Source organism: Pantoea sp. UBA6567 (assembly GCF_002434165.1).
Taxonomy (GTDB): Bacteria; Pseudomonadota; Gammaproteobacteria; order Enterobacterales; family Enterobacteriaceae; genus Pantoea; species Pantoea eucrina.
Window position 1 is genome coordinate 49,462 of record NZ_DJJN01000002.1, and the last position, 25,641, is coordinate 75,102.

Genomic DNA, 25,641 nt, shown 5'->3' on the forward strand with positions numbered 1-25,641 from the left:
ACTGGTGGATAATCGATGGATCTGATGCAATCCGGCGCACCTTTTCGCCGTTCCTCTCTGCCCGCCGCAGTAAGCGCGGGCTTTCTGTTGTTTTACAGTGCGCATCTTAGTGCCGCCAGTGAGACGCTGATACGCGCTGGATCTATTACGCAAAGCGAGCTGGTTCAGCAGCAGGAGCTGCCGTCGCTCGCGGGCGAAGTCGCCGAACCGGCGCTGGGCAGCGTGCCGGACACCCTGACAATTGAGCAGGCGGTGCAGCGTGCGGTGCAGTGGCATCCTGATATCGCGCAGGCGATTGGCACCATGCTGGAGCAGGCGAATCAGGTCGATGTGGCAAAAGCAAAATATTATCCGCAAATCAGTGCGGGCATGAACAATGGCTATAGCAACAGTTACAGCGGCAGCGGCTTCAGCCCCTCATTTGTGCTGTCGGTGTCGCAGATGCTTTATGACTTTGGCAAAGTCAGCAGCTCGGTGCGCTCTGCCGAGGCGGGCGTGGCGCAGGAGCAGGCAAACGTGCTGGTGAGTATCGATAGCGTGGCGCACGATACCGCAGCGGCACTGGTTCAGGTGCAGGGCTATCAGCAGCTGGTAAAGATTGCCCGCGATCAGCTCAGCGCCCTGAGCCGGATTGGCGTACTGGCGCGGCAGCGTAATGAGGAGGGCGCGGCCTCGCTCTCCGACGCGACCCAGACCGATGCGCGTATTGAAGGCGCGCGCACCACCCTGACGCAGTATCAGGCGAGCCTTAACCGCTGGCGCGCAACCTTAGCCACCTATCTGGGCTGGCCGCTGGTAAAGCAGGTCAGCGACCAGTTTCCCGCAACGCTGACCCGCGGCTGCGCCAGTGGCAAAGCGGATGACAAAACCAATCCGGCGGTGCTGGCCGCGTGGGCGCAGGCTAATCAGGCGCAGGCCAAACTTGATAACGCCAGCGCGCAGAACCTGCCGACTATCTCGCTGGAACCGCAGGTTACCCACTATCTCAACGATCGCTACGCCGGCAGTCAGTCGCTGGACCGCACGCAGTACTCTGCCTTTGTCAAAGTCGAGATGCCGCTTTATCAGGGCGGCGGGATCACCGCCGCGCGTGACGCCGCCGCCAGCGCGCTACAGGCGGCGAACGCAGCGGTAAATTCGGCACGGCTGAAAGCGCGTCAGCAGCTGAGCGAGTCGCAGAATGAAGCGCTCAGCCTGTCGCAGAGTCTGGCGATCATGGGGCGCCAGCAGGCGCTGGGCGAGAAAACCCGCCAGCTCTATCAGGATCAGTATCTGCAGCTCGGCACGCGCCCGCTGCTGGACGTACTGAATGCCGAACAGGAGGTGTGGCAGACCCGCTTTACGCTACAGCAGACCGTAAGCCAGCTGCGATCGCTGCAGCTCGACTGCCTCTACAGCACCGGACAGATCCGTTCAGCCTTTACGCTTAATAACCAGCGCATCCAGACCGTGGAGATTCAGCCATGACCCAATTACCGATTCCGGACGCGCCTGAGGGCCAGTCCGCCAGCGGCGGCGAGCTGCCGCTTAACGGCTGGGCCACGGCCATTATTCAGATCGCCACCCACTACCGGCTGCCCTGTTCGCCGGGCATGATCATGGCAGCAGCGGAGTGGCAGGGCAAACAGACGCGCGATAAAGCGTTGCGCCATCTGGCACGTCAGGCGGGGCTGTCGCTGCAGCTGTTTGCAGAGGAGAGCCGGGAGATCACGCGCTGGCGCCTGCCGCTGGCAGTAGAGCTGGATGATGGCCAGGTCGGCGTGGTGACGGCGTTTGATGGTGATGACCGCGTTCGGGTGCACTTTTCCGGCGATGAACAGCCGACGCCGGTGATGCTCACCGATCTGCTGCCCGCCCTCCGCGTGGTGGCCGCGCTGCGACCGGTGGCGGCGGCGAAAGATAGCCGGGTCGATCGCTATCTCGCCACCGTTCGCCCCGACTGGCTGCGGCGGCTGGTGCTGCACGATCTGCGTCCCTACGGCTATGTGATGCTGGCGTCCTTCTTGATCAATCTGCTGGCGCTGGTAGGGATTGTGTTTTCGATGCAGGTTTATGACCGGGTGATCCCGGCGCAATCTTATCCCACGCTCTATGTCCTCTATGCTGGCGTGATCATTTCGGTGGTATTTACCTATATTCTGCGCGTGGGCCGCGATCACGTCACCGATCTGCTGGGCAAGCGCGCCGATATGCGCGTCTCCGATCGGGTGTTTGGTCATGCGCTGCGGCTGCGCAACAGCGTGGTGCCGCGCTCTACCGGCACTTTTATCTCCCAGCTGCGTGAACTGGAGGCGATCCGGGAAATGGTGACCTCAACCACCGTGACGGCGATTGTCGATATGCCATTTTTCCTGCTGTTTCTGCTGGTTATGGCGATTATCGCGCCACAGCTGGCGTGGATCGCCCCGGTGGCGGTGCTGCTGATGGTGTTGCCGGGCCTGCTCAGCCAGAAAAAACTGGCGAAGCTGGCGCAGCAGGCGCTGAAAGAGTCCACGCTGCGTAACGCAGTGCTGGTGGAGAGCGTACAGGGGCTGGAGGATATCAAGCTGATGCAGGCGGAAGATCGCTTTCTGCAGCAGTGGAACAGCTATATCCGTATCACCGCGCAGTCGGGCGTGGCGATGCGTAAGGTGATGCACTCGCTCATTAGCTGGGGCGTAACGGTGCAGGGGCTGGTTTACGCCAGCGTCATTGTGGTGGGCGCGCCGATGGTGATCAACGGCGATATCACCACCGGGGCGATTGTCGCGGCGTCGCTGCTCTCCTCGCGCATGATTGCGCCGATGGCAACGCTGTGCGGCGTACTGGCGCGCTGGCAGCAGGTCAGGGCGGCGAAAACCAGCCTCGACGGCCTGATGAATCTGCCGGTAGAGAACAGCAGCGATGAGACGCGTATTCACTGTCCGGTGCTGTTTGGCCACTATCAGTTCACCGACGCCATGTTTCGCTACTACAGCGACTCGCTGACCATGGCGCTGCGCATTAAATCCCTGACCATTCAGCCTGGGGAGCGTATTGCGGTGCTGGGCCGCAACGGCTCCGGTAAATCCACGCTGCTGCAGGCGATGGCGGGCGGCATGGATCTGGTGAGCGGTGAGCTGCGGCTTGATAACCTCAGCCTGCCGCACATTGACGTGGCCGACGTGCGGCGTAATGTCGGGCTGCTGACGCAAAACGCGCGCCTGTTTCACGGTACGCTGCGTGAAAACCTGACGCTCGGCGCGGCGCACGCTACCGACGACGCCATCTTCTCTGCGCTGACGGTGAGCGGCGGAGCGGAATTTATTCGCCGCCTGCCGCTGGGGCTGGATCACCCGATCATGGAGGGAGGCACTGGCCTCTCCGGTGGACAGCGGCAGTCGCTGCTGCTGGCGCGCATGCTGCTGCGCGATCCGAATATCGTGCTGCTGGATGAACCCTCCGCCGCGCTCGACGACCATACGGAGAAAGAGTTTATTGAGCGCCTCGGCGCATGGCTGAACGGCCGCACGCTGATCGTGGCGACTCATCGCGCCGCGATTCTGTCGCTCGTGGATCGGATACTGGTGCTGAAAGAGGGACAGCTGGTTATGGACAGTCCGAAAGAGAAAGCGCTGCCGCCAGCGCGCAGCGGCGGAAATCTGCCGGAGGTGAACGCATGAAGCAGCTGCCGGCAAAACTGCGGCTGGTCACGGCTGCTGAAACAGATGCGTCAGACGATCTGCTGGGCGAACTGAAATCGGAAACGCACTACAGCGGGGCGGTGCGGCTGATTGTTATCAGCGCCGCGCTGATGCTGGTCGCGCTGATCTGGGCGTGGTTTGGCGTGCTGGATGAAGTCTCAACCGGGACCGGCAAGGTGATCCCCAGCTCGCGCGAGCAGGTGCTGCAGTCGCTGGAGGGCGGTATTCTGACGGAGCTGTACGTGCATGAGGGCGATCAGGTGCAGGCGGGTGAGGTGGTGGCGCGGCTCGATCCGACCCGTTCCCAGTCAAGCGTGGGTGAGAGCGCGGCACGCTATCGCGCCGCGCTGGCGGCGGCGTCACGCCTGCGGGCAGAGGTTAACGACACCCGGCTGACTTTTCCGGATGAGCTCAGCGGCTGGCCCGATCTGATCGCGGCAGAAACCCGTCTCTACAATACTAAACGGGCACAGCTCAACGACGCGACGAAGCAGTTTAACGCGTCGCTGGCGCTGGCTAACCGCGAGCTGGCGATTACGCAGCGGCTGGCAAAGAGCGGGGCTGCCAGCAATGTGGAGGTGCTGCGCCTGCAGCGTGAAAAATCCGATCTGGAGCTGAAGCTGACCGATATGCGTTCGCAATATTATGTCCAGGCGCGTGAAGAGCTGGCCAAAGCGAGCGCGGAAGCGGACAGCCTCGCTGAAGTGATTAAAGGACGCGAAGATACGGTGACGCGACTGACGATCCGCGCCCCGATGCGCGGTATCGTTAAAAATATCAAAGTCTCCACGGTCGGTGGCGTGGTGCCGCCTAACGGCGAGCTGATGAACATTGTCCCGCTCAACGACCGGCTGCTGGTGGAGGCGCGCCTGTCGCCGCGCGATATCGCCTTTATTCATCCGGGGCAGCGCGCGGTGGTGAAGATCTCCGCCTACGATTACGCCATCTATGGCGGCCTCAACGGCGCAGTGGAGAGCATCTCACCTGACACTATCCAGGATGAGGTGAAACCAGAGATCTACTACTATCGGGTGTTTATCCGCACCGATAACGACTATGTGCAGAACAAAGCGGGCCGGCGCTTTTCTATCACGCCCGGCATGGTCTCCACGGTGGATATCAAAACCGGAGAGAAAACCGTGATGGATTATCTGGTTAAGCCGTTTAATAAAGCTGAAGAGGCGATGCGCGAGCGCTAAGCGGATGAGGATTGCAGGGGAGTATATTCCCGGTGATAATCACGCCATCAATCCCTTCCTCGTCGGGCTTAACGACGCGGAAGGGATTTTTTTATAGCTGACCCGTAACCAGGCCGGTGCTGCCTGACGTAAAGAGGATGAATTATGTATAACACCCTGGGCAATCAGTATGACAACTCTCTGGTTTCCAACGCCTTTGGCTTCATGCGTTTTCCGCTCAACTTCCAGCCGTATGACAGCGATGCTGAATGGGTGATCACCGGTGTGCCGTTTGACGCCGCTACGTCGGGCCGTCCGGGCAGCCGTCTGGGGCCGGGCGCGATTCGTCAGATCTCCACTAACCTGGCGTGGGAAGGGTGCCGCTGGCCGTGGGAGTTTGATCTGCGTCAGCGCCTGAATGTCGTGGACTGCGGTGACCTGGTGTACGCATTTGGCGACTCGCAGGATCTCTCAGACAAACTGCAGGCGCATGCGGAAAAACTGCTGGCCAGCGGCAAGCGCATGCTGACCTTTGGCGGTGACCACTACATTACGCTGCCGCTGCTGCGCGCTCACGCGAAGCATTTCGGCAAAATGGCGCTGGTGCATTTTGATGCGCATACCGACACCTACTCTAACGGCCCGACGTTTGACCACGGCACCATGTTTTTCACTGCGCCAAAAGAGGGGCTGATCGATCCGCAGCACTCGGTGCAGATCGGTATTCGTACTGAATTTGATAAGAGTCTGGGCTTTAACGTGCTGGACGCGGCGCAGGTTAACGATCGCAGCGTGGATGATATTCTGGCCGAGGTGAAGCGCACCGTGGGCGACCTGCCGGTCTACCTGACGTTTGATATCGACTGCCTCGATCCGGCGCACGCGCCAGGCACCGGCACGCCGGTGATTGGCGGCCTGAGCAGCGACAAAGCGACCAAACTGGTGCGCGGCCTGCAGGGAATGAATATTGTCGGCATGGATCTGGTTGAGGTGGCACCGGGCTACGATCACGCCGATCTGACCGCGCTGGCAGCGGCTACGCTGGCGCTGGATATGCTGCACGTGCAGGCAGCGAACAAAGGCTGATAGCGGCAGCCCTTCTCCCGCCGGGAGAAGGGCTGCATCAGGCGCTTATTTGCCGTCTGCGGCGATACGATCGCGGATATGCTGCGCGCGCGCTTCTGAATCAGGATGGGAGTCAAACATCGAACTCTGATGCCCCTGATCCATCTTCGCCAGCTTCTCAAAGCTGGTGGCTAAACCGAGCGGGTTAATGCCGCGCTTTTTCAGCAGATCATATGAGTAGTCATCTGCCTGCGACTCCTGAGTCTGCGAGAACTGCGCGTTAACCAGCTTCTCGCCGATATCGCCCAGCTGCGACTGCGACAGCGAACCAATAATACCGCCGACCGAGGCGGCAGCCCCGCGTGCGGCTTCGGTGGCAAAGGCAACCTGCATCGCTTTACGCGTGTGGCCCAGCGCGACGTGACCCATCTCATGGCCCAGCACGCCTTCCACTTCATTATCGGTCATCATATCCATCAGGCCGCTGTAAACGCGGATGCAGCCGTTAGCCATCGCCCAGGCGTTGACATCTTTGGTGACGTACACCTTGTAGTTCGCCGGCGTGCCGTTGATATTGTCGCCCAGCGCGGCAGCGATCTTATTCAGACGCTGCTGATAGCTGCTGTTTGCCGCCGCGACCTGATTCTCTTTATCCATTTGCGCACAGGACTGGTCACTCAGCTGTTTTACCTGCGCATCGCTGAGCGAATAGGCCTGGTACGCCTGCGCGCCCGACTGCAGCAGCGCGTTGTTATCAAACCCCTGACAGCCGCTCAGTAGCGCTGCCACTCCGATTGCCGTAACCGTAGCCCGGATTTTCATATCATCATCCTTTAAGTAACTCGTCGTAAAAACAGACACCTGAAAGCAGGCCAGATGTATAAACCCGATGTTTATAGCGCGCCCGTTTCGCGGTTGCTAGCAGACGCGGCTTAAAATGCAATCGCAGCCATGATAATTAGCACGCGGATGCATGTACTTTTGTGGCGATTTTCATGTACATTGATGGGCGACTTCTTTCACGCTTCGCCTTATAACTGATTAATTACAATACGTTAAGCGCGGCGGAGCCTTAATCCGATCTGGAGTAGAACATGCCCTCTCGTAAAGAGCTTGCCAACGCCATTCGTGCGTTAAGTATGGACGCAGTACAGAAAGCTAAATCGGGACACCCGGGTGCCCCGATGGGCATGGCGGATATCGCTGAAGTGCTGTGGCGCGACTTCCTGAACCACAACCCGGTTAACCCGCAGTGGGCTGACCGCGACCGCTTCGTGCTCTCGAACGGGCATGGCTCTATGCTGATCTACAGCCTGCTGCACCTTGCCGGCTACGATCTGCCAATGAGCGAGCTGCAGAACTTCCGCCAGCTGCACTCTAAAACCCCAGGTCACCCGGAATATGGCTACACGCCAGGCGTGGAAACCACAACCGGCCCGCTGGGTCAGGGCATCGCCAACGCCGTGGGCTTTGCGATCGCCGAGCGCACGCTGGCTGCACAGTTCAACCGTCCGGGTCATGATATCGTAGACCACCATACCTATGTTTTCATGGGTGACGGCTGCATGATGGAAGGTATTTCGCACGAAGTCTGCTCTATTGCCGGTACGCTGAAGCTGGGCAAGCTGGTCGCGTTCTATGACGACAACGGTATCTCCATTGATGGTCACGTTGATGGCTGGTTCTCCGACGACACCGCAGCACGTTTTGAAGCCTACGGCTGGCATGTTGTGCGCGGCGTGGATGGTCACGACGCAGAAGCGATCAAACAGGCGGTGGAAGAGGCGAAGCGCGTCTCTGACAAGCCGTCACTGCTGATGTGTAAAACCGTTATCGGTTTCGGTTCACCTAACAAAGCGGGCACGCACGATTCACACGGCGCGCCGCTGGGCGACGATGAAATTGCGCTGACGCGCAAGCAGCTGGGCTGGAGCCACGCGCCGTTTGAGATCCCGGCCGATATCTATGCGCAGTGGGATGCCAGAGAGGCGGGCCAGGCGAAAGAGTCAGCGTGGAATGAGAAATTTGCAGCTTATAAGGCGGCTTTCCCGGCGCTGGCTGAAGAGTTTACACGTCGCGTTAACAATGAGCTGCCGGCTAACTGGCAGGCGGAGTCGCAGCAGTTTATTGAGCAGCTGCAGGCGAACCCGGCTAAAATCGCCAGCCGTAAAGCCTCGCAGAATGCGATTGAAGCTTTTGGCAAGCTGCTGCCGGAGTTCCTCGGTGGTTCTGCCGATCTGGCACCCAGCAATCTGACTATGTGGTCCGGTTCTAAACCGATCAATGAAGACGCAGCGGGTAACTATATCCATTACGGCGTGCGTGAGTTTGGTATGACCGCGATTGCCAACGGCCTTGCGCTGCACGGCGGTTTCCTGCCTTATACCGCGACCTTCCTGATGTTTGTTGAGTATGCCCGCAACGCAGCGCGTATGGCGGCGCTGATGAAGATCCGTCAGATCATGGTTTATACCCACGACTCTATCGGTCTGGGTGAAGATGGCCCGACGCACCAGCCGGTTGAGCAGATGGCCAGCCTGCGTACGACGCCAAACATGAGCCTGTGGCGTCCCTGTGACCAGGTTGAGTCTGCTGTCGCGTGGAAATATGCCATTGAGCGCGTCGATGGCCCGTCAGCGCTGATCTTCTCCCGCCAGAACCTGGCGCAGCAGGATCGTACCGCTGAGCAGCTGGCAAATGTGGTACGCGGTGGCTATGTGCTGAAAGATTGCAACGGCACGCCGGAACTGATCCTGATCGCTACCGGCTCTGAAGTTGAGCTGGCGGTAGCTGCCGCTGACAAACTCAGCAGCGAAGGCCGCAATGTGCGCGTGGTCTCCATGCCATCAACGGATGCGTTTGATAAGCAGGATGCCGCCTACCGTGAAGCGGTGCTGCCGAAAGCGGTTGGCGCACGCGTTGCCATTGAAGCGGGTATTGCCGATTACTGGTTTAAATATACCGGCCTGCACGGTGCGGTCGTGGGTATGACCTCATTTGGTGAATCTGCACCGGCAGAGCTGCTGTTTAAAGAGTTCGGCTTTACCGTTGAGAATGTGGTTAATACCGCAAAATCTATTCTGTAATCCGGAGTCGCCTTAAAGGGCGGGTTACCAGATCAGATATTGTGAACCACAGGGTGCGCATTGATGCGCGCCCTGTTTTATTTTCTTCGCCTTCTCCACCTGAAACGTTTCAATTATTCCTGCAGTAATCGATTAATCGCTGCATTTTTGTGACGCAGATCCAATAATCATCACCATCCTTGATCGCAATCATTCCGGTTATTCCTCGCATGCTTTATTCTGGCTGAACCGTTTCAGTTAGCAGGATATCTCTCAGCAATGCTCCAGGCGCTGCGTAAGAATTCCCTGTACAAAATGGCATGAAACGCTCAAGGTATCTGGCACATTTCAGAGGTGCAGTTGCAGGAAAAGCGATGACCATTCGTATTGCTATCAATGGCTTTGGTCGTATCGGGCGCAATGTGTTGCGTGCGCTCTATGAAACGGGACGCCGGGCGGAAATTACGGTTGTGGCGATTAACGAGCTGGCAGACGCCGCCGGTATGGCGCATCTGCTGAAGTATGATACCAGCCACGGTCGCTTCGCCTTCGACGTGCGGCAGGAGCGCGATCTGCTGTGGGTAGGGGAGGACACTATCCGCATCCTGCATCAGGCTGAGATCGGCACGCTGCCGTGGCAGCAGCTGGACGTTGATGTGGTGCTGGATTGCACCGGCGTTTACGGCAGCCGCGCCGACGGTGAGGCGCATCTGCAGGCGGGCGCCAGAAAAGTCCTGTTTTCGCATCCGGGCGGCAACGATCTGGATGCAACCGTGGTGTTCGGCGTAAACGAACAGGCTCTTAAACAAACTGACCGCATTGTGTCTAACGCATCCTGTACCACCAACTGCATTATTCCGGTGATCAAGCTGCTGGATGATGCCTTCGGGATCGAGTCCGGCACCGTGACCACGATCCACTCAGCGATGCACGATCAGCAGGTGATCGACGCCTATCACAGCGATCTGCGCCGCACCCGTGCAGCGAGCCAGTCGATCATTCCGGTCGATACGCGGCTGGCTGCCGGCATCACCCGCATTTTTCCGAAATTCAACGATCGCTTCGAAGCGATAGCGGTGCGCGTACCCACTATCAACGTGACGGCGATTGATCTGAGCGTCTCGGTACGGGCGGCGGTAAAGGCGTGTGAGGTCAATGCGCTGCTGCAAAACGCATCAGCAGGGGCATTTCGTGGTATAGTTGACTATACGGAATTACCGTTAGTCTCAGTAGATTTTAACCACGATCCGCACAGTGCCATCGTTGATGGTACGCAGACGCGGGTCAGCGGTCATCACCTGATCAAGACGCTGGTCTGGTGTGACAACGAATGGGGCTTTGCTAACCGGATGATCGATACTACGTTAGCAATGGCCGCAAGCGGTTTCAGGTAAGACGCGGATGGCGTCTGGCAAAACTTACGAGAATCAACGAGAGGATTCACCATGTCTGTAATTAAGATGACCGATCTGGACCTTGCTGGTAAGCGTGTTCTGATCCGTGCCGATCTGAACGTGCCAGTGAAAGAAGGAAAAGTGACATCTGACGCACGTATCCGAGCTTCCCTGCCAACCATCGAAGCGGCACTGAAACAGGGCGCGAAAGTGATGGTTACCTCTCACCTTGGTCGTCCGACCGAAGGTGAATATAACGAAGAGTTCTCGCTGCTGCCGGTTGTTAACTATCTGAAAGAAAAACTGAACGGTACCCAGGTTACGCTGGCGAAAGAGTATCTTGACGGCGTGGAAGTCGGCGCGGGCGAGCTGGTCGTGCTGGAAAACGTGCGCTTCAACAAAGGCGAAAAGAAAGATGACGAGACGCTGGCGAAGAAGTATGCCGCGCTGTGTGACATCTTTGTAATGGATGCGTTTGGTACCGCGCACCGCGCGCAGGCTTCGACTCACGGCGTGGGCAAGTTTGCGCCAGTCGCCTGCGCAGGCCCGCTGCTCTCTGCTGAGCTGGAAGCGCTGGGTAAAGTCATGAGCAACCCGGAGCGTCCGCTGGTTGCCGTAGTCGGCGGTTCAAAAGTATCGACTAAATTTGATGTGCTGCAGTCGCTGGTAAAAATTGCGGATACCGTGATTGTGGGCGGCGGCATCGCTAACACCTTTGTGGCTATCGACAACAAGGTCGGTAAATCACTCTATGAGCCGGACTTCGTTGAAGCGGCTAAAACACTGCGTGACCAGTATGGTATTCCGGTGCCGACCGATTCCCGCGTAGGCACGGAATTCTCTGAAACTGCACCTTCTACCGTGAAAAAGGTTTCAGAAGTGCAGGATAACGAAGAGATTATGGACTTCGGTGATGAAACCGCACAGAACATGGCGAAGATCCTGAAAGAGGCCAAAACCATTCTGTGGAACGGCCCGGTAGGCGTCTTTGAGTTCCCTAACTTCCGTAAAGGCACCGAAATTGTGGCCAATGCAATTGCCGAAAGCGACGCGTTCTCTGTAGCAGGCGGCGGCGACACGCTGGCGGCTATCGATCTGTTCGGTATCGAAGAGAAGATCTCTTACATCTCAACCGGTGGCGGTGCATTCCTGGAGTTCGTGGAAGGCAAAAAGCTGCCTGCGGTGGCGATGCTGGAAGAGCGCGCTAAGCAGTAATTCTGGGGGCAGCGCTCCGGCGCTGCCTTAAAACTGGCCCCGAGCGGGGCAAATAAATCCCATTCCCTTCGGGAATGAACGGTAACGAAACGGGACACAACCATGTCTAAAATTTTTGATTTCGTAAAACCCGGCGTTGTCACTGGTGATGACGTTCAGAAAGTCTTCAAGGTAGCGAAGGAGCACAAATTCGCTCTGCCTGCAGTTAACTGCGTCGGCACGGACTCCATCAACGCGGTACTGGAAGCTGCTGCCAAAGTTAAAGCGCCGGTCATCGTTCAGTTCTCTAACGGCGGTGCTGCATTTATCGCCGGTAAAGGTTTCAAAACCGACAAACCACAGGGCGCGGCAATTTTCGGCGCTATCGCCGGTGCGCACCATGTGCATCTGATGGCTGAGCAGTATGGTGTGCCGGTCATTCTGCACACTGACCACTGTGCGAAAAAACTGCTGCCGTGGATCGACGGTCTGCTGGATGCCGGTGAAGAGCACTTCAAAAAAACCGGTAAGCCGCTGTTCTCTTCACACATGATCGACCTCTCTGAAGAGTCGCTGGAAGAGAATATCGAAATCTCCAGCAAATATCTGGCGCGTATGGCGAAAATCGACATGACGCTGGAAATTGAACTCGGCTGCACCGGCGGTGAAGAAGATGGCGTGGACAACAGTCATATGGACGCTTCAGCCCTCTACACCCAGCCTGAAGATGTGGATTACGCCTACACCGAGCTGAGCAAAATCAGCCCGCGTTTCACTATCGCGGCCTCTTTCGGCAACGTGCACGGCGTGTACAAGCCAGGCAACGTGAAGCTGACCCCAACCATCCTGCGCGACTCACAGAAATATGTGTGTGAGAAGCATGGTCTGGAACATAACGCGCTGGACTTCGTGTTCCACGGCGGCTCCGGCTCTTCCGCAGCAGAGATTGAAGAGTCAATCAGCTACGGTGTGATCAAAATGAACATCGATACCGATACCCAGTGGGCAACCTGGGACGGTATTCTGCAGTACTACAAATCTAACGAAGCGTACCTGCAGTCGCAGCTGGGCAACCCGAACGGCCCGGATAGCCCGAACAAGAAATACTACGATCCACGCGTCTGGCTGCGTGCAGCACAATCTTCAATGGTTGTGCGCTTAGAGCAGGCGTTCAAAGAGCTGAACGCAGTCGACGTACTGTAAGTCCGCTGCAGTAAAAAGGCCCCATTGGGGCCTTTTTTATGTGCTTTTCACGATGCGGCACCGTACTCTCTTCCCGACAAAACCACACGCCAGCCCGCCATACTTTGCCGCATACGTACCAGCAACCTGCAGGTCTGTGCTGCGCTAATCTGCATCAATTCCGGTACGTTTTTCCCTCAATACAATGTTAAATCAGCTTAATTTTGGCGCTTCATGCTGTTTTTGTTTAACCTTGAAGCCTGGAGTGCCGGAGTCAATCTGGCCGTTTTTGTAATTTCCTGCGGGAAACTCAACAACAGGGCTGACAAATGGAAGATTTAAATGTCGTAAATGGCATTAACAGTGCAGGTGGATGGCTGGTGCGTAACCAGGCGCTGATCCTGAGCTATGCGGTCAATATCGTGGCAGCAATTGCGATTATTATCGTGGGTATGATTATCGCGCGTATTGTTTCAAACGGCGTGAATCGTCTGCTGGTGGCACGCCACATCGATGCGACCGTGGCAGATTTTCTCTCAGCCTTAGTCCGCTATGGCGTTATCGCATTTACTATCATCGCAGCGCTGGGGCGGGTGGGTGTACAGACCGCGTCAGTTATCGCCGTGCTGGGTGCAGCGGGTCTGGCCGTAGGCCTGGCACTGCAGGGCTCGCTCTCTAACCTTGCCGCAGGGGTACTGCTGGTGACTTTCCGTCCATTCCGCACCGGCGAATTTGTTGACCTCGGTGGCGTGATGGGGACCGTGCAGAATGTGCAGATCTTCTCAACCACGCTGAAAAGCGCGGACGGTAAAATGGTGGTGGTGCCGAACGGTAAAATTATCGCCAGCAATATCGTTAACTTCTCCCGTGAGCCGATCCGCCGCAACGAATTTATTATCGGCGTGGCCTACGACGCGGATGTCGATCAGGTAATCGATCTGCTGCGCGAAGTTGTGGAAGCGGATGAGCGCGTGCTGAAAGATATGGGTATTCAGATTGGCCTGAACGAGCTGGCGGCTTCGTCACTGAACTTTGTCGTGCGCTGCTGGAGCAAAAGCGGCGACCTGCAGAACGTTTACTGGGATCTGATGAAAAACTTTAAGCGTACCCTGGATGCGCACGGCATCGGCATCCCTTATCCGCAGATGGATGTGCATCTGCACCAGGTTAAGGGTGAGGCGCAGGAGCAGCCGGTTAACCTGACTAAATAACGTTAGCGTAAGGCACCTGCGGGTGCCTTTCTTATTAACAACGCTAATGACCGATTAAATCTTTCAATTTCCGCTAATACCCTCCGGCCGATATACTGCGTCCATCCTCTTCTCTTTTCAGGTTATTCAACGTGTTATCAATTTATCTGCAGGGGCTGGCGCTGGGCGCTGCACTGATTTTGCCGCTGGGCCCGCAAAACGCCTTTGTTATGAATCAGGGCATCAAGCGCCACTATCATCTGATGACCGCCACGCTCTGTACCCTGAGCGATATTGCGCTGATCTGCGGCGGCATATTTGGCGGCAGCGCGCTGCTGCATCAGTCACCGCTGCTGCTGACGCTGATCACCTGGGCTGGCGTTGCGTTTCTGCTCTGGTATGGCTGGGGAGCGTTACGCAGCGCATGGCGCGGCGGTATTGCGCTGGAGCAGGACAGCGCGCTGAAACAGGGGCGCTGGCGCATCGTCGCCACGATGCTGGCGGTGACCTGGCTCAATCCGCATGTCTATCTGGATACGTTTGTGGTGCTGGGCAGCCTCGGCAGTCAGCTGCCCTCCGCCGATGCCCGCCGCTGGTTCGCGCTGGGCACCGTCAGCGCCTCCGTAATCTGGTTTTATGGTCTGGCGCTGCTGGCGGCCTGGCTGTCGCCCCGGCTGCGCACCGCGCGCGCGCAGCGCATCATCAACCTGCTGGTCGGCAGCGTCATGTGGCTTATCGCTTTCCAGCTGGCGCATCAGGCGCTGACGGATTAAAAAAGTAAAACGCGCAGGGGGCATTATTGACGCGACGAGGCTGCTAAGATTGAGTTTTTAGCGCCAGGAGGTGACCGATGTCTTCTCAACCTAACCAGAGCCTGATTGACGGTATCCGCTGCCTGCAGTATCTGGTCTCCAGCGACAGAGCCATTGGCGGGCGTGAGCTGGCGCGTCAGATGGGTATGAACAGCACGCGCGTTAACCGCCTGCTGATGACGATGGCGTCGATCGGCCTCACCGTTCAGGATGAGCAGCGTCGCTATCTGCCAGGACCGGGGGTTCACGCCCTGGCGGCGCAGGCGATTCGGGGTTCCTCGCTGTTTGCGCAGGCGCTGCCGCAGCTGGAGCTCTATGCACCGCACGATATCGTGGTGGCGCTAGGCGTGCTGTGGGAAGATCAGGTCATCTATATCTGGCACTCAGAACCCGGTGAACGCACCCGCACCAGTCAGGCGCTGGCCGGATTTCGCATGCTGCCGGCGTGGCAGTCGGTGATTGGCATGGCGCTGCTGGCCGCAGAGCCCGATGTGCAGCTGCAGCCGCGTTTTGCCGCGGCGCAGTGGACGCAGATGGCGCCTCTGCTGGCGCGCAAGCGCCAGAGCGATCATCTCATCTGGCAGCGTGATGATGGTGAGATTGGTATGGCGCTGCCGATCAATCATAATCGCGCAGCGCTGGCGTTCGCTAAAATCTGGCAGAGGGATGACGAGCATCTGGCGCAGCGGGTGGCGCAGCTGAAAAAGCTGGCGCAGAAGATCACCGGCGAGCAGTAATCTCATCGGGGCGGCCAACGATAAACAGATAGCTGCCGATCCCCACCAGCGCCAGGGCGGCGATAAATATCAGCGCCGGAGCAAAATCACTGCCGTCGATCAGCGCGCCAATTGCAATCGGCACCACAATCGCGGAGAGCGCACCGGTAAAGTTAAACATCCCGCCTGCCAGCCCGACCAGATGACGCGGCGCCAGCGTGGTGACAAAAACCCAGGTTATGGTTGCCAGACCGTTGCCGAAAAAAGCCAGCGACATAAATAGCACGATCAGCGTGGTGTTATCCGTGTAGTTGGCGCCGAGAATAAACAGCGTCATCGTCAGCCCGAGCAGAACCGGCAGCTTGCGCGCTACGCTCGCTGAAACGCCGCGCCGCATCAGATAATCGGAGATAAACCCCGCCAGCAGCACGCCACAAAACGCCGCCAGATAAGGCAGCGAGGCGACATAACCGCTTTTGATGAAATCCATATGCCGGTACCGGACCAGATAGGTCGGAAACCATGTCAGAAAGAACCAGAACGTAGCGGAAATAGAAAACTGGCCCAGACAGATGCCCAGCAGTCTGCGGTTGCACAGCATCTGCTGCACGTCGCTCAGGCGTAGCGATGTGCGCCCGGCGGATGCGCTGTCGGGCAGCGCGCCATTCTCCAGCAGCCAGGCGCGCTCTGCGGCTGACACCCGTTTATGCTCGCCAGGCTCGCGATAGAGCGCAAACCAGACGCCCGCCCACAGAATGCCGGTCAGGCCGGTGATAGCGAACAGCCCGCGCCAGCCAAATGCGGCTTCAATATGAAACAGCAGCGGCGTGACGCAGGCGAGACCAGCAAACTGCGCCGAAGAGTAAATGCCAATGGCGCTGGCGCGCTCATGCAGGGGAAACCAGCCGGAAATAATACGGTTATTCGCCGGCATCACCGGCGCTTCAAGCGCGCCGACGCCAAGCCGCAGTCCGACCAGCGCCGCCACGCTGCTGGCGCAGACGTGCAGCAGGGTGATAAGCGACCAGCCGATCATCGCCACGCCATACACCATACGCGCACCAAGTCGATCAATCAGCCAGCCGCCCGGGATCTGCAGCGCGGCGTAGATCCAGCCGAACGCAGAAAAAATCAGCCCCATCTGCAGCGGCGTGAGCTGTAACTCAGCGCTCAGCGCTGGTGCCGCCACGGCCAGATTAGCGCGATCCATATAGTTGATAATGATGTTCACAAACACCAGCGCCAGCATCAGAAAACGCGTGCGCCCGACGCGCACGTCAGCAGCAGGCGCGCCAGGGCTTGAGGGATCGTGCGCCATGGGCAGGGTTCCTGGAAACAGAGAGTATCCATCAAGCGAAACGCACAATGCTGTTTTTAGCAACCCTGTAGTGATAAGTTTGCAGCCAGCAGCAGGTTAAAACGCAGCGCGAACGAACTTTTCTGTCTGCGTAAACTCAGAGCATCACGCATAGTAAAGCGGTAGCGGTTTCGCCATAGTGGCAGCCGGTAACCCGATTTCCAAGGAGGAGTTTGTGAAACTGAAAGCACTGGCGCTGGTCGCCGCAATGAGCACTGGCGCACTGTCGGGCATGGTACAGGCCGGAGAAGTGCCTGAAGGACCGCACGTGGTCACTTCCGGTCAGGCAAGCGTTGATGCGCGTCCGGATATGGCGACGCTCTCAATTATGGTCAGCGTCGCCTCCAAAGAAGCCGCCGATGCTAAAAAACAGGCTGACGCGCGCGTTGCGCAATATTTTGATTTTCTGCAAAAGAGCGGTATCGAAAAGAAAGATATCGATGCGGCTAATCTGAGCACCCAGCCAGAATATGACTACACCAAAGAGGGTAAGTCGGTACTGAAAGGCTACCGCGCGGTACGCCAGGTGGAAGTGACGCTGCGTCAGCTGGATAAGCTGAACGATCTGCTGGATGGCGCGCTGAAGTCGGGTCTGAACGAAATCCGCACCGTTGAGCTGGGTGTGGCAGACGCAGAAAGCTATAAAGAGCAGGCGCGTAAAGCCGCAATTGCTAACGCGACGCAGCAGGCCAGCGCGCTGGCAGAAGGCTTTAACGCGAAGCTGGGACCGGTCTACAGCGTTCGCTATCACGTAGCCAACTATCAGCCGATGCCGATGGCGCGCATGTATAAAGCTGCCGCCGCGCCGGCGGATACCACCGCGCAGCAGACGTATGAACAGCAGAGTATTCACTTTGACGATCAGGTCGATGTGGTGTTTGAAATCAAACCAAACGCCGCGACGCCCTGATAGCTGACGGCCGCAGCGGCATCTGCCGCTGCGCTATGCTCAGGCCGTGACCTCATCCTGACGCAGTACCCGATGCCCGTGAGCAATCAGCGCGTCGGTGACGCTGCGCATCAAACGACTCTCAGGCGCAAAGCGGTGCCAGTAGAGCATCCGGCGCTGATAGAGCCCCGGCGTCAGATCCACCAGCTCTCCCTGCGCCAGTTCGCGCTCAATCTGCAGATGCGGGATCATACAGCAGACCGATCCCTGCCGCGCCAGCTGCACAAACGCCTCTGACGAGTTAACGATATGGCAGGGTACGCTGCCCGGTGACAGATCAAAATTCTGCTGCAAAAACGCCTGATGCATATCATCCAGATGGTCAAACGCCACCGCCGGCGCTTTCAGCAAAGCAGATCGCGTCACGCCGTTGGGGAAATAGCGGGCGGCAAAATCGGGTGAGGCGCAGAACAGGTAGTCGAGCGCTCCCAGCTGATCGACCAGGCAGCTCGGCAGCGGCTGCGGCTGGATACTCACGGCGCCCACCACTTCACCGCGGCGCAGACGTTCCTGCGTACGCGTTTCATCTTCTACCTGCAGATTCAGCCGCACCGGGGAGTCCGCCAGCACATCTTTCAGCGCCGGCAGCAGCCAGGTAGCAAGGCTGTCGGCGTTGACCGCCAGCGAGAGCAGCAGCGGCGTGGTCCCGCTCTGATCGTCACCCAGCCACTCCTCCTCCAGCAGCTCTACCTGATGCAGCAGCGCCAGCAGCTTCTGCCCCTGCTCAGTCGGGCGGGGCGGAACGGTGCGCACCAGCAGCGGCTGACCAAACAGGTTTTCCAGCTGTTTGATACGCTGCGATACGGCTGACTGGGTAATACAAAGCTTCTGTGCGGCGCGTTCAAAGCCGCGCTCGCGAATCACTGCATCCAGCGCCTGAAGCGTACGGTAATCCGGGCGTTTCATTATTGTTCTCTCTCGTTCAGGGTGGAAAGTACTATGCCACAAAATGGCCGCGCTGTGCGGCGGGTGCATTTTTGCGGACTGGCTTCCAAAGGTAAAAATCGGTGGTGCGTGAGTCGCGCACTTTTACAGCGCGTTGTTTTATACTACGCGCACTTTGATGTCGCACAGGTTTTAAACATACCATGACCCAGGATGAACTGAAAAAAGCGGTAGGGTGGGCGGCGCTGCAGTATGTGCAGCCAGGCACCATTGTTGGCGTAGGCACCGGCTCAACGGCCGCGCATTTTATCGACGCGCTGGCCACCATGAAGCACCAGATTGAGGGGGCGGTCTCCAGCTCTGAAGCCTCCACCCTGAAGCTGAAATCGCTGGGCATACCGGTTTTCGATCTTAACGACGTGGATGATATCGCGGTCTATGTCGATGGTGCCGATGAGATCAACCCGCATATGCAGATGATCAAGGGCGGCGGCGCGGCGCTGACGCGCGAGAAGATTGTGGCGGCGGTCGCACGGAAGTTTATCTGTATCGCGGATGCGTCCAAAGAAGTTGATATCCTTGGCCGTTTCCCGCTTCCGGTTGAGGTGATCCCGATGGCGCGTGCCTATGTCGCGCGCGAGCTGGTTAAGCTTGGTGGCCAGCCGGAGTATCGGCAGCAGGTGGTGACCGATAATGGCAATATCATCCTCGACGTGCACAATCTGCAGATCCTCGATCCTGTCGCGATGGAAAAAAACATCAACGCGCTGGCGGGCGTGGTCACGGTCGGCCTGTTTGCCACGCGCGGCGCTGATGTCGCGCTGATTGGCACGCCGGATGGCGTCAAAACCATTCTCAAATGATCTCTTCGGCGCGCCTGACGCGCCGTTTTTCCCCCGGCTAATTCTGCTTTTCTTTATCAGCCTGAATTTGGTGACTTATGTCACAAACAGAGCATAGAGAGCCGATTCCTGCTCTCTGCTCCCGGCATCCTGCGATTTTGTATGGATTTGTGCTGCCTGAAAGCCGGGGCGTGCTGCCGTGGTCGCAATCGTTTGTATTGCCGCATTGCCAGAATTTGTTATTTTGGCAGAAGGTAATCTTATGGCACTCCACGTTGAATTCTGAATAGGGTCGGGAAATGGCAAAGGTATCACTGGATAAAGACAAAATTAAATTTCTGCTGGTGGAGGGCGTGCATCAGAGCGCGCTGGAGAATCTGCGCGCGGCAGGCTATACCAACATTGAGTTTCACAAAGGGGCGCTGGATGCGGAGTCGCTGAAAGCCTCTGTCCGTGATGCGCACTTTATCGGTATCCGCTCCCGCACCCAGCTCACGGAAGAGATCTTCGCCGCAGCGGAAAAACTGGTCGCGGTCGGCTGCTTCTGTATCGGCACCAATCAGGTCGATCTCAACGCCGCCGCCCGGCGCGGTATTCCGGTCTTTAACGCGCCTTTCTCCAACACCCGCTCCGTGGCTGAACTGGTGATTGGCGAGATGCTGCTGATGCTGCGCGGCATTCCGGAAGCGAACGCCAAAGCGCATCGCGGTATCTGGAACAAAGTGGCAACCGGCTCCTATGAAGCGCGCGGCAAAAAGCTGGGTATCATTGGTTATGGTCATATCGGCATGCAGCTCGGCGTGCTGGCTGAAGGCCTGGGGATGCACGTTTTCTTTTACGATATTGAAAACAAGCTGCCGCTGGGGAACGCCACGCAGGTACGTCACCTGTCGGATCTGCTCAATATGAGTGATGTGGTCAGCCTGCATGTGCCGGAGACCGCTTCAACCCAGAACATGATTGGCGCGGAAGAGCTGGCGCTGATGAAGCCGGGCGCGCTGCTGATCAACGCCGCACGCGGCACCGTTATTGATATTCCGGCGCTGTGCCATGCGCTCTCCAGCAAACATCTGGCGGGTGCGGCTATTGACGTCTTCCCGACCGAACCGGCAACCAACAGCGATCCGTTTAATTCACCGCTGTGCGAGTTTGATAACGTTATTCTGACGCCGCACATTGGCGGTTCAACGCAGGAAGCGCAGGAGAATATCGGCCTGGAAGTCTCGGGTAAGCTGGCAAAATACTCCGACAACGGCTCGACGCTCTCTGCGGTTAATTTTCCGGAGGTATCACTGCCGATGCACGGTGCCAGCGCCAGCCGTCTGCTGCACATTCACGAAAACCGTCCGGGCATTCTTACCGCCATCAACCAGATTTTCGCTGAGCAGAATATCAATATCGCGGCGCAGTTCCTGCAGACCTCGCCACAGCTTGGTTACGTGGTGATTGATATCGATGCGGAAAAAGATGTGGCGGATAAAGCGCTGCAGCTCATGCGCGCTATTCCGGGCACTATGCGCGCGCGCCTGCTTTACTGATTGGTGACGGGCATATGCCCGTCAGAACGAAGCATCCCACTGCCACAGCTTTGCCGGCGTCAGCACGGCGGGTAGCGGGATGTCCCATGCGGCTGCCGGCAGCGCCTCAACGCGCTGGCAGTCGTGGGCAATGCCAATCGGCAGACAGCCGTGGCGCTGCCAGTTCTGCAGCGTGCGATCGTAAAAGCCGCCGCCCATCCCCAGCCGTTGTCCACTTTCATCAAACGCCACCAGCGGAACCAGCATGACATCCAGTCGATCCAGCGTCGTCATCTGCGTAATATCCAGTGGCGGCTCCGGAATGCGCAGCTTATTCATGACCAGCTGCGTCTCAGGGGTATAACGCAAAAACAGCAGGTTGCCTGGCGCAAACGGATGCAGTACCGGCAGATAAACCGCTTTTTTTTGCTGCCAGAGACGGGCAATCAGCGGGCGGGTATTGATTTCACCGTCGGTAGAGAGAAACAGCGCAATGCTTTGTGCCGCTGAGACAGGTGCCAGGTTAATCGCGTGCTCAGCCAGCTGTTCGGCCGCTTCACTCTGCTGTTCAGGCGTCAGATGCCGGCGCAGATGGCGGATATGCTGACGCAGCAGCTGGCGTTCGGAATAATCGATAGCGGACACAGGATCCCCCTAAAGAGTGGGTTAGCTTGCGCTGACTATAACATGCAAAAGAAGGGGAGGGGGACTGGCTTCAGGTAGCAGCCGCAGCCTCGGCTGACGCTACTACCTGAAATGATGCCGGATAAAACAGAAAAGAGATCTCCGAGATGCCGCCGCAGGCTGTAACCCTTGAACCCTTGGTTCAAGGTGAGTATGCCGTCGCAACCATCAGGCTTCTCGGACGAACCGAGCATGCTCACAGGCTACAGAGCGTCACACTCTGTTGGTATGAAATATCGGCTCAGGGGACTGGCCCGCTTGCAAACATCTCAGAGAAACAGGACTTCATCGTTGCTCTGGCATGAGAACCATGAAGTATTATTCGAATTTAGGGCCCTGGCGGTCGGTAATGCGACCCTGCTCAACTAAAGCCTGTTCAATCGTCTGCTGCAGCATGCGGATACGTTGTTCCATGTTTGCTGCGTAGTCTCGCGTTTTACCTTTCTCTTGCGCCAGCTCGTGGCAGATATTTAACGCGGCGATGAACACCAGTTGCTCTGTATTTGTGACTCTAGTGCGAACTTTTAAATCTTGCAACCGTTGATTGAGGTCCTCTGCGGCAAGATTTAGTGCATCCTGCTGTTCAGGCGGACAATTTACTCTCAAAGAACGACCAAAAATTTGTATATCTACCGGTTGTGCAGACATGCCACCATCCTGACTGATTACTTCGTTCGCTCCACCCGGCTCGCCACTGGCCCGGAAGGTGCGCAACTATATAGACGCGGGTAAGAAGATACAACCCCTTTTCTGGAAACCCTGAGGCACCTGGTGGTAGCATATCACGAACTTATTCTGCCAACGACGACCAAAGCTTATGTCTTTACAGAACGCAACACCCACTTACAACGCGCTGGCCGCAGCCCTCTCTCAGCAGGGTGTGGGCATGACGCCTGCCGAAATGCATGGACTGCTGTGTGGCATCCTGTGTGGCGGTAATCAGGACGCCAGCTGGAAGACGCTGGTGCACGATCTGGCTAATGAAGGCATGGCCTTCTCGCAGAGCCTGGCGCAGCCGCTGCAGGCGCTGCATGACAGCCTGACTACGACCCTGGAAGAGGATGGCTTTCTGTTTCAGCTGATGCTGCCGGATGAAGATGATATTACCGTGTTTGACCGGGCTGATGCGCTGGCGGGCTGGGTTAATCACTTCCTGCTTGGCCTGGGCGTTACGCAGCCTAAACTGGATAAAGTCACCGGTGAAACCGGCGAGGCGATTGACGATCTGCGTACCATTGCTCAGCTTGGCTATGAAGAAGATGAAGATCAGGAAGAGCTGGAGCAGTCGCTGGAAGAGGTGATTGAGTATGTGCGCGTCGCGGCGCTGCTGTGTCACGACACCTTCACACGCCCGCATACGCCAACCGCACCGGAAGTGCAGAAACCTACGCTACACTAAGCGCGTCATTGCGGGCAGCGCTGCTGCCCGTTATCAACAGGGAGTGCAACTATGATCACACTGGAACAGTTCCGGCAGCGTCGTCAGGCGCTGATTACGCAGATGGCCCCCGGCAGCGCGGCGCTGATTTTTGCAGCACCTGAAGTCACGCGCAGCAACGACACCGAATATAGCTACCGCCAAAACAGCGACTTCTGGTATTTCACCGGGTTTAACGAGCCGCAGGCGCTGCTGGTGCTGATCAAAAGCGATGAACATCACAATCACAGCGTGCTGTTTAACCGCATACGCGATCTGACTGCCGAGGTGTGGTCTGGCCGTCGCCTCGGGCAGGAGGCTGCGCCGGCGAAGCTGGGTGTTGATCGCGCACTGCCGTGGGATGATATTGGCGAACAGCTGCACTTGCTGCTGAACGGGCTTGACGTGGTGTATCACGCGCAGGGCGAATATGGTTACGCTGACCAGCTGCTGTTTAGCGCACTGGAAAAATTACGTCGCGGTTTCCGGCAGAATCTTAGCGCACCAGCCAGCGTGACCGACTGGCGTCCCTGGGTGCATGAGATGCGGCTGTTTAAAAGCGCAGAAGAGATTGAGATACTGCGTCAGGCGGGAAAAATCAGCGCGCTGGCGCATACCCGCGCCATGCAGCAGTGCCGCCCCGGCATGTATGAGTATCAGCTTGAAGGGGAGATCCACCATGAATTCTCCCGCCACGGCGCGCGCTTTCCTTCCTACAACACCATTGTCGGAAGTGGCGAAAACGGCTGCATTTTGCACTACACCGAAAATGAAAGCGCAATGCGCGACGGCGATCTGGTGCTAATCGACGCCGGCTGTGAGTTTCACGGTTATGCGGGTGATATTACCCGTACCTTTCCGGTAAACGGCAGGTTTACACCGCCGCAGCGGGAAATCTACGACATTGTGCTGGCTTCGCTGCATAAAGCGCTGTCGATGTTCCGGCCCGGCGTCAGCATTCATGAAGTGAATGATGAAGTTGTGCACATCATGATCACCGGCCTCGTTGATCTCGGTATTCTTGACGGCAATATCGACGAACTATTTGAAGCGCAGGCGCATCGCCCTTTCTTCATGCACGGCCTCGGCCACTGGCTGGGCCTGGATGTGCATGACGTCGGCGATTACGGTACGCCGAGCCGCGACCGCGTGCTGGAGCCGGGCATGGTGCTTACGGTAGAGCCGGGCCTCTATATTGCACCTGATGCCAGCGTGCCGCCGCAGTACCGCGGCATAGGCGTGCGCATTGAGGATGATATTGTGATTACGGCGACAGGCCATGAGAATCTTACTGATAGCGTGGTGAAAGATCCGGATGCGATTGAAGCCCTGATGGCAGCGGCGCGCGGCGTATGACCATTCTGATTGCAGGCGGGGGCATGACCGGCGCCACGCTGGCGCTGGCGATATCGCATCTGACGCAGGGCAGGCTACCGGTCACGCTCATTGAGCGCAGCGAGCCGGCCAGCCGTGCGCACCCCGGTTTTGATGGCCGGGCGATTGCGCTGGCCGCTGGCACCTGCCAGCAGCTGGCAGCAATCGACCTCTGGCGTTCGCTGGCGGGCTGCGCCACGCCGATCACCCGCATTCACGTCTCCGATCGCGGTCACAGCGGCTTTGTGCAGCTCAGCGCAGAGGCGTATCAGCTGGCTGCGCTGGGGCAGGTGGTGGAGCTATTCGATGTCGGACAGCGCCTGTTTGAGCGTCTCCGGCAGGCGCCCGGCGTAACATTGCGCTGCCCCGATTACGTCACGCAGGTCACGCGTGATAAAGCGCATGCGCAGGTGACGCTTAACAGCGGCGAAACGCTGGAGGGTACGCTGCTGGTGGCTGCAGATGGGTCGCGCTCATCGCTGGCGGCATCATGCGGTATTCAGTGGCAGCGCGAGGATTATCAGCAGCTGGCGGTGATTGCCAACGTGTCCACTCAGCTGCCGCATCAGGGGCAGGCGTTTGAGCGTTTTACGCCGCACGGGCCGCTGGCGCTGCTGCCGATGTCCGGCAATCGTATGTCGCTGGTGTGGTGCCATCCGGCAGCCGCAGAATCCCGGGTGCGGGCGTGGGATGAAGAGACATTCCGGCGCGAACTGCAGCGCGCATTTGGCTGGCGGCTGGGTCGCTTTACCCATGCCGGTCAGCGTGAAATTTACCCGCTGGCGCTGCAAACCGCCGATCGTCAGGTGACGCACCGGCTGGCGCTGGTCGGCAATGCTGCCCAGACGCTGCATCCGATCGCCGGACAGGGCTTTAACCTTGGCCTGCGCGATGTCATGTCGCTGGCGGAAACGCTGGCCGGCGCCTGGCGCCAGCAGCAGGATCCTGGCAGTTATGCGGTGCTGCAGCATTTTGCCGCCCGGCGTCAGGCTGACCGCGCGGCGACAATCGGCGTGACTGACGGCCTGGTGCGCCTGTTCGCTAACCGTTATGCACCGCTGGTTGCAGGACGAAATCTCGGGCTGGTGGCTATGGATCACCTCCCCTGGCTGCAACATCCGCTGGCCGCGCGTACGCTCGGCTGGGTAAAGCGTTAAT

22 protein-coding genes and 1 other RNA gene are annotated in these 25,641 nt (G+C 58.0%); 17 read left to right on the forward strand and 6 right to left on the reverse strand.

All coding sequences use genetic code 11. The features are described from left to right. Positions 1–15: 15 nt before the first annotated feature. The 4 genes from B4M48_RS00610 to speB all read left to right on the forward strand — a co-directional run bounded on the left by B4M48_RS00610 (position 16) and on the right by speB (position 5,926). Complete coding sequence (locus B4M48_RS00610) at positions 16–1,467, forward strand: TolC family outer membrane protein (protein WP_071668581.1); 1,452 nt, start codon at positions 16–18, stop codon at positions 1,465–1,467. Next, complete coding sequence (locus B4M48_RS00615; protein WP_288655754.1) at positions 1,464–3,641, forward strand: type I secretion system permease/ATPase; 2,178 nt, start codon at positions 1,464–1,466, stop codon at positions 3,639–3,641. Before B4M48_RS00610 ends, B4M48_RS00615 begins: the two co-directional genes overlap by 4 nt. A 23-nt stretch (positions 3,642–3,664) precedes the next feature. After that, the gene (locus B4M48_RS00620) at positions 3,665–4,861 is read left to right on the forward strand and encodes an HlyD family type I secretion periplasmic adaptor subunit (protein WP_370513594.1); all 1,197 of its coding nucleotides are present in this window, start codon (positions 3,665–3,667) and stop codon (positions 4,859–4,861) included. A 144-nt stretch (positions 4,862–5,005) separates the two neighbouring features. Further along, the gene (speB, locus tag B4M48_RS00625) at positions 5,006–5,926 is read left to right on the forward strand and encodes an agmatinase (RefSeq protein ID WP_039380065.1); all 921 of its coding nucleotides are present in this window, start codon (positions 5,006–5,008) and stop codon (positions 5,924–5,926) included. A 45-nt stretch (positions 5,927–5,971) separates the two neighbouring features. On the opposite strand, the gene B4M48_RS00630 is transcribed toward speB, so the two are convergent. Next, entirely contained in the window at positions 5,972–6,727 is a 756-nt protein-coding gene (locus tag B4M48_RS00630) for a M48 family metallopeptidase (RefSeq protein ID WP_039380063.1), read from the reverse strand. Between the two features lie 272 nt (positions 6,728–6,999). On the opposite strand from B4M48_RS00630, the gene tkt reads away from it, so the two are divergent. From tkt to B4M48_RS00665, 7 genes are all read left to right on the forward strand, one after another. After that, a complete protein-coding gene (gene tkt, locus B4M48_RS00635) occupies positions 7,000–8,991 on the forward strand; it encodes a transketolase (protein ID WP_039380061.1) in 1,992 nt (663 codons plus the stop codon). Positions 8,992–9,344: 353 nt separating this feature from the next. Further along, entirely contained in the window at positions 9,345–10,364 is a 1,020-nt protein-coding gene (gene epd, locus B4M48_RS00640) for an erythrose-4-phosphate dehydrogenase (RefSeq protein WP_039380059.1), read from the forward strand. Between the two features lie 51 nt (positions 10,365–10,415). Beyond that, positions 10,416–11,579 carry a phosphoglycerate kinase gene (gene pgk, locus B4M48_RS00645; protein WP_039380057.1) on the forward strand — a complete coding sequence of 388 codons (1,164 nt, stop codon included), beginning with the start codon at positions 10,416–10,418 and terminating at the stop codon, positions 11,577–11,579. 102 nt (positions 11,580–11,681) lie between these two features. Further along, on the forward strand, positions 11,682–12,761 hold the full coding sequence (gene fbaA / locus B4M48_RS00650; RefSeq protein ID WP_039380055.1) for a class II fructose-bisphosphate aldolase: 1,080 nt from the start codon (positions 11,682–11,684) through the stop codon (positions 12,759–12,761). Positions 12,762–13,069: 308 nt separating this feature from the next. Further along, positions 13,070–13,951: a small-conductance mechanosensitive channel MscS gene (gene mscS / locus B4M48_RS00655; protein WP_039380053.1), complete on the forward strand. Its 882-nt coding sequence runs from the start codon at positions 13,070–13,072 to the stop codon at positions 13,949–13,951. A 131-nt stretch (positions 13,952–14,082) separates the two neighbouring features. After that, positions 14,083–14,703: an arginine exporter ArgO gene (argO, locus tag B4M48_RS00660; protein WP_071668577.1), complete on the forward strand. Its 621-nt coding sequence runs from the start codon at positions 14,083–14,085 to the stop codon at positions 14,701–14,703. Positions 14,704–14,780: 77 nt separating this feature from the next. Further along, entirely contained in the window at positions 14,781–15,479 is a 699-nt protein-coding gene (locus B4M48_RS00665; RefSeq protein ID WP_071668576.1) for an IclR family transcriptional regulator domain-containing protein, read from the forward strand. On the opposite strand, the gene B4M48_RS00670 is transcribed toward B4M48_RS00665, so the two are convergent. Continuing rightward, a complete protein-coding gene (locus tag B4M48_RS00670) occupies positions 15,463–16,776 on the reverse strand; it encodes an MFS transporter (protein ID WP_071668575.1) in 1,314 nt (437 codons plus the stop codon). The two genes, B4M48_RS00665 and B4M48_RS00670, sit on opposite strands and share 17 nt — an antisense overlap. A gap of 214 nt (positions 16,777–16,990) precedes the next feature. On the opposite strand from B4M48_RS00670, the gene B4M48_RS00675 reads away from it, so the two are divergent. Further along, positions 16,991–17,725: an oxidative stress defense protein gene (locus B4M48_RS00675; protein WP_039380044.1), complete on the forward strand. Its 735-nt coding sequence runs from the start codon at positions 16,991–16,993 to the stop codon at positions 17,723–17,725. 39 nt (positions 17,726–17,764) lie between these two features. Here the strand turns inward: B4M48_RS00675 and B4M48_RS00680 are convergent, their stop codons facing one another. Further along, positions 17,765–18,670, reverse strand: a complete 906-nt coding sequence (locus B4M48_RS00680; protein ID WP_039380043.1) for a LysR family transcriptional regulator ArgP — start codon at positions 18,668–18,670, stop codon at positions 17,765–17,767. Between the two features lie 182 nt (positions 18,671–18,852). On the opposite strand from B4M48_RS00680, the gene rpiA reads away from it, so the two are divergent. Next, positions 18,853–19,512: a ribose-5-phosphate isomerase RpiA gene (gene rpiA, locus B4M48_RS00685; protein ID WP_039380041.1), complete on the forward strand. Its 660-nt coding sequence runs from the start codon at positions 18,853–18,855 to the stop codon at positions 19,510–19,512. A 278-nt stretch (positions 19,513–19,790) separates the two neighbouring features. After that, positions 19,791–21,029 carry a phosphoglycerate dehydrogenase gene (serA, locus tag B4M48_RS00690; protein WP_039380039.1) on the forward strand — a complete coding sequence of 413 codons (1,239 nt, stop codon included), beginning with the start codon at positions 19,791–19,793 and terminating at the stop codon, positions 21,027–21,029. Between the two features lie 21 nt (positions 21,030–21,050). Here the strand turns inward: serA and B4M48_RS00695 are convergent, their stop codons facing one another. From B4M48_RS00695 to zapA, 3 genes are all read right to left on the reverse strand, one after another. Further along, positions 21,051–21,653: a 5-formyltetrahydrofolate cyclo-ligase gene (locus B4M48_RS00695; RefSeq protein ID WP_104085466.1), complete on the reverse strand. Its 603-nt coding sequence runs from the start codon at positions 21,651–21,653 to the stop codon at positions 21,051–21,053. A 134-nt stretch (positions 21,654–21,787) separates the two neighbouring features. Beyond that, positions 21,788–21,971: non-coding RNA, 6S RNA (gene ssrS, locus B4M48_RS00700), on the reverse strand. Between the two features lie 39 nt (positions 21,972–22,010). Next, positions 22,011–22,340, reverse strand: a complete 330-nt coding sequence (gene zapA / locus B4M48_RS00705) for a cell division protein ZapA (protein ID WP_034823204.1) — start codon at positions 22,338–22,340, stop codon at positions 22,011–22,013. Between the two features lie 169 nt (positions 22,341–22,509). Between zapA and B4M48_RS00710 the strand changes: the two genes are divergently transcribed. Genes B4M48_RS00710 through ubiH form a run of 3 tightly spaced genes read left to right on the forward strand, consistent with a single transcriptional unit; the run spans position 22,510 to position 25,640 of the window. After that, positions 22,510–23,091, forward strand: coding sequence for a YecA family protein (locus B4M48_RS00710; protein ID WP_039380033.1), 582 nt, complete (start codon positions 22,510–22,512; stop codon positions 23,089–23,091). Positions 23,092–23,142: 51 nt separating this feature from the next. Further along, the gene (gene pepP, locus B4M48_RS00715; RefSeq protein ID WP_082032641.1) at positions 23,143–24,465 is read left to right on the forward strand and encodes a Xaa-Pro aminopeptidase; all 1,323 of its coding nucleotides are present in this window, start codon (positions 23,143–23,145) and stop codon (positions 24,463–24,465) included. After that, entirely contained in the window at positions 24,462–25,640 is a 1,179-nt protein-coding gene (gene ubiH / locus B4M48_RS00720; RefSeq protein WP_283341201.1) for a 2-octaprenyl-6-methoxyphenyl hydroxylase, read from the forward strand. Before pepP ends, ubiH begins: the two co-directional genes overlap by 4 nt. Position 25,641 lies beyond the last annotated feature (1 nt).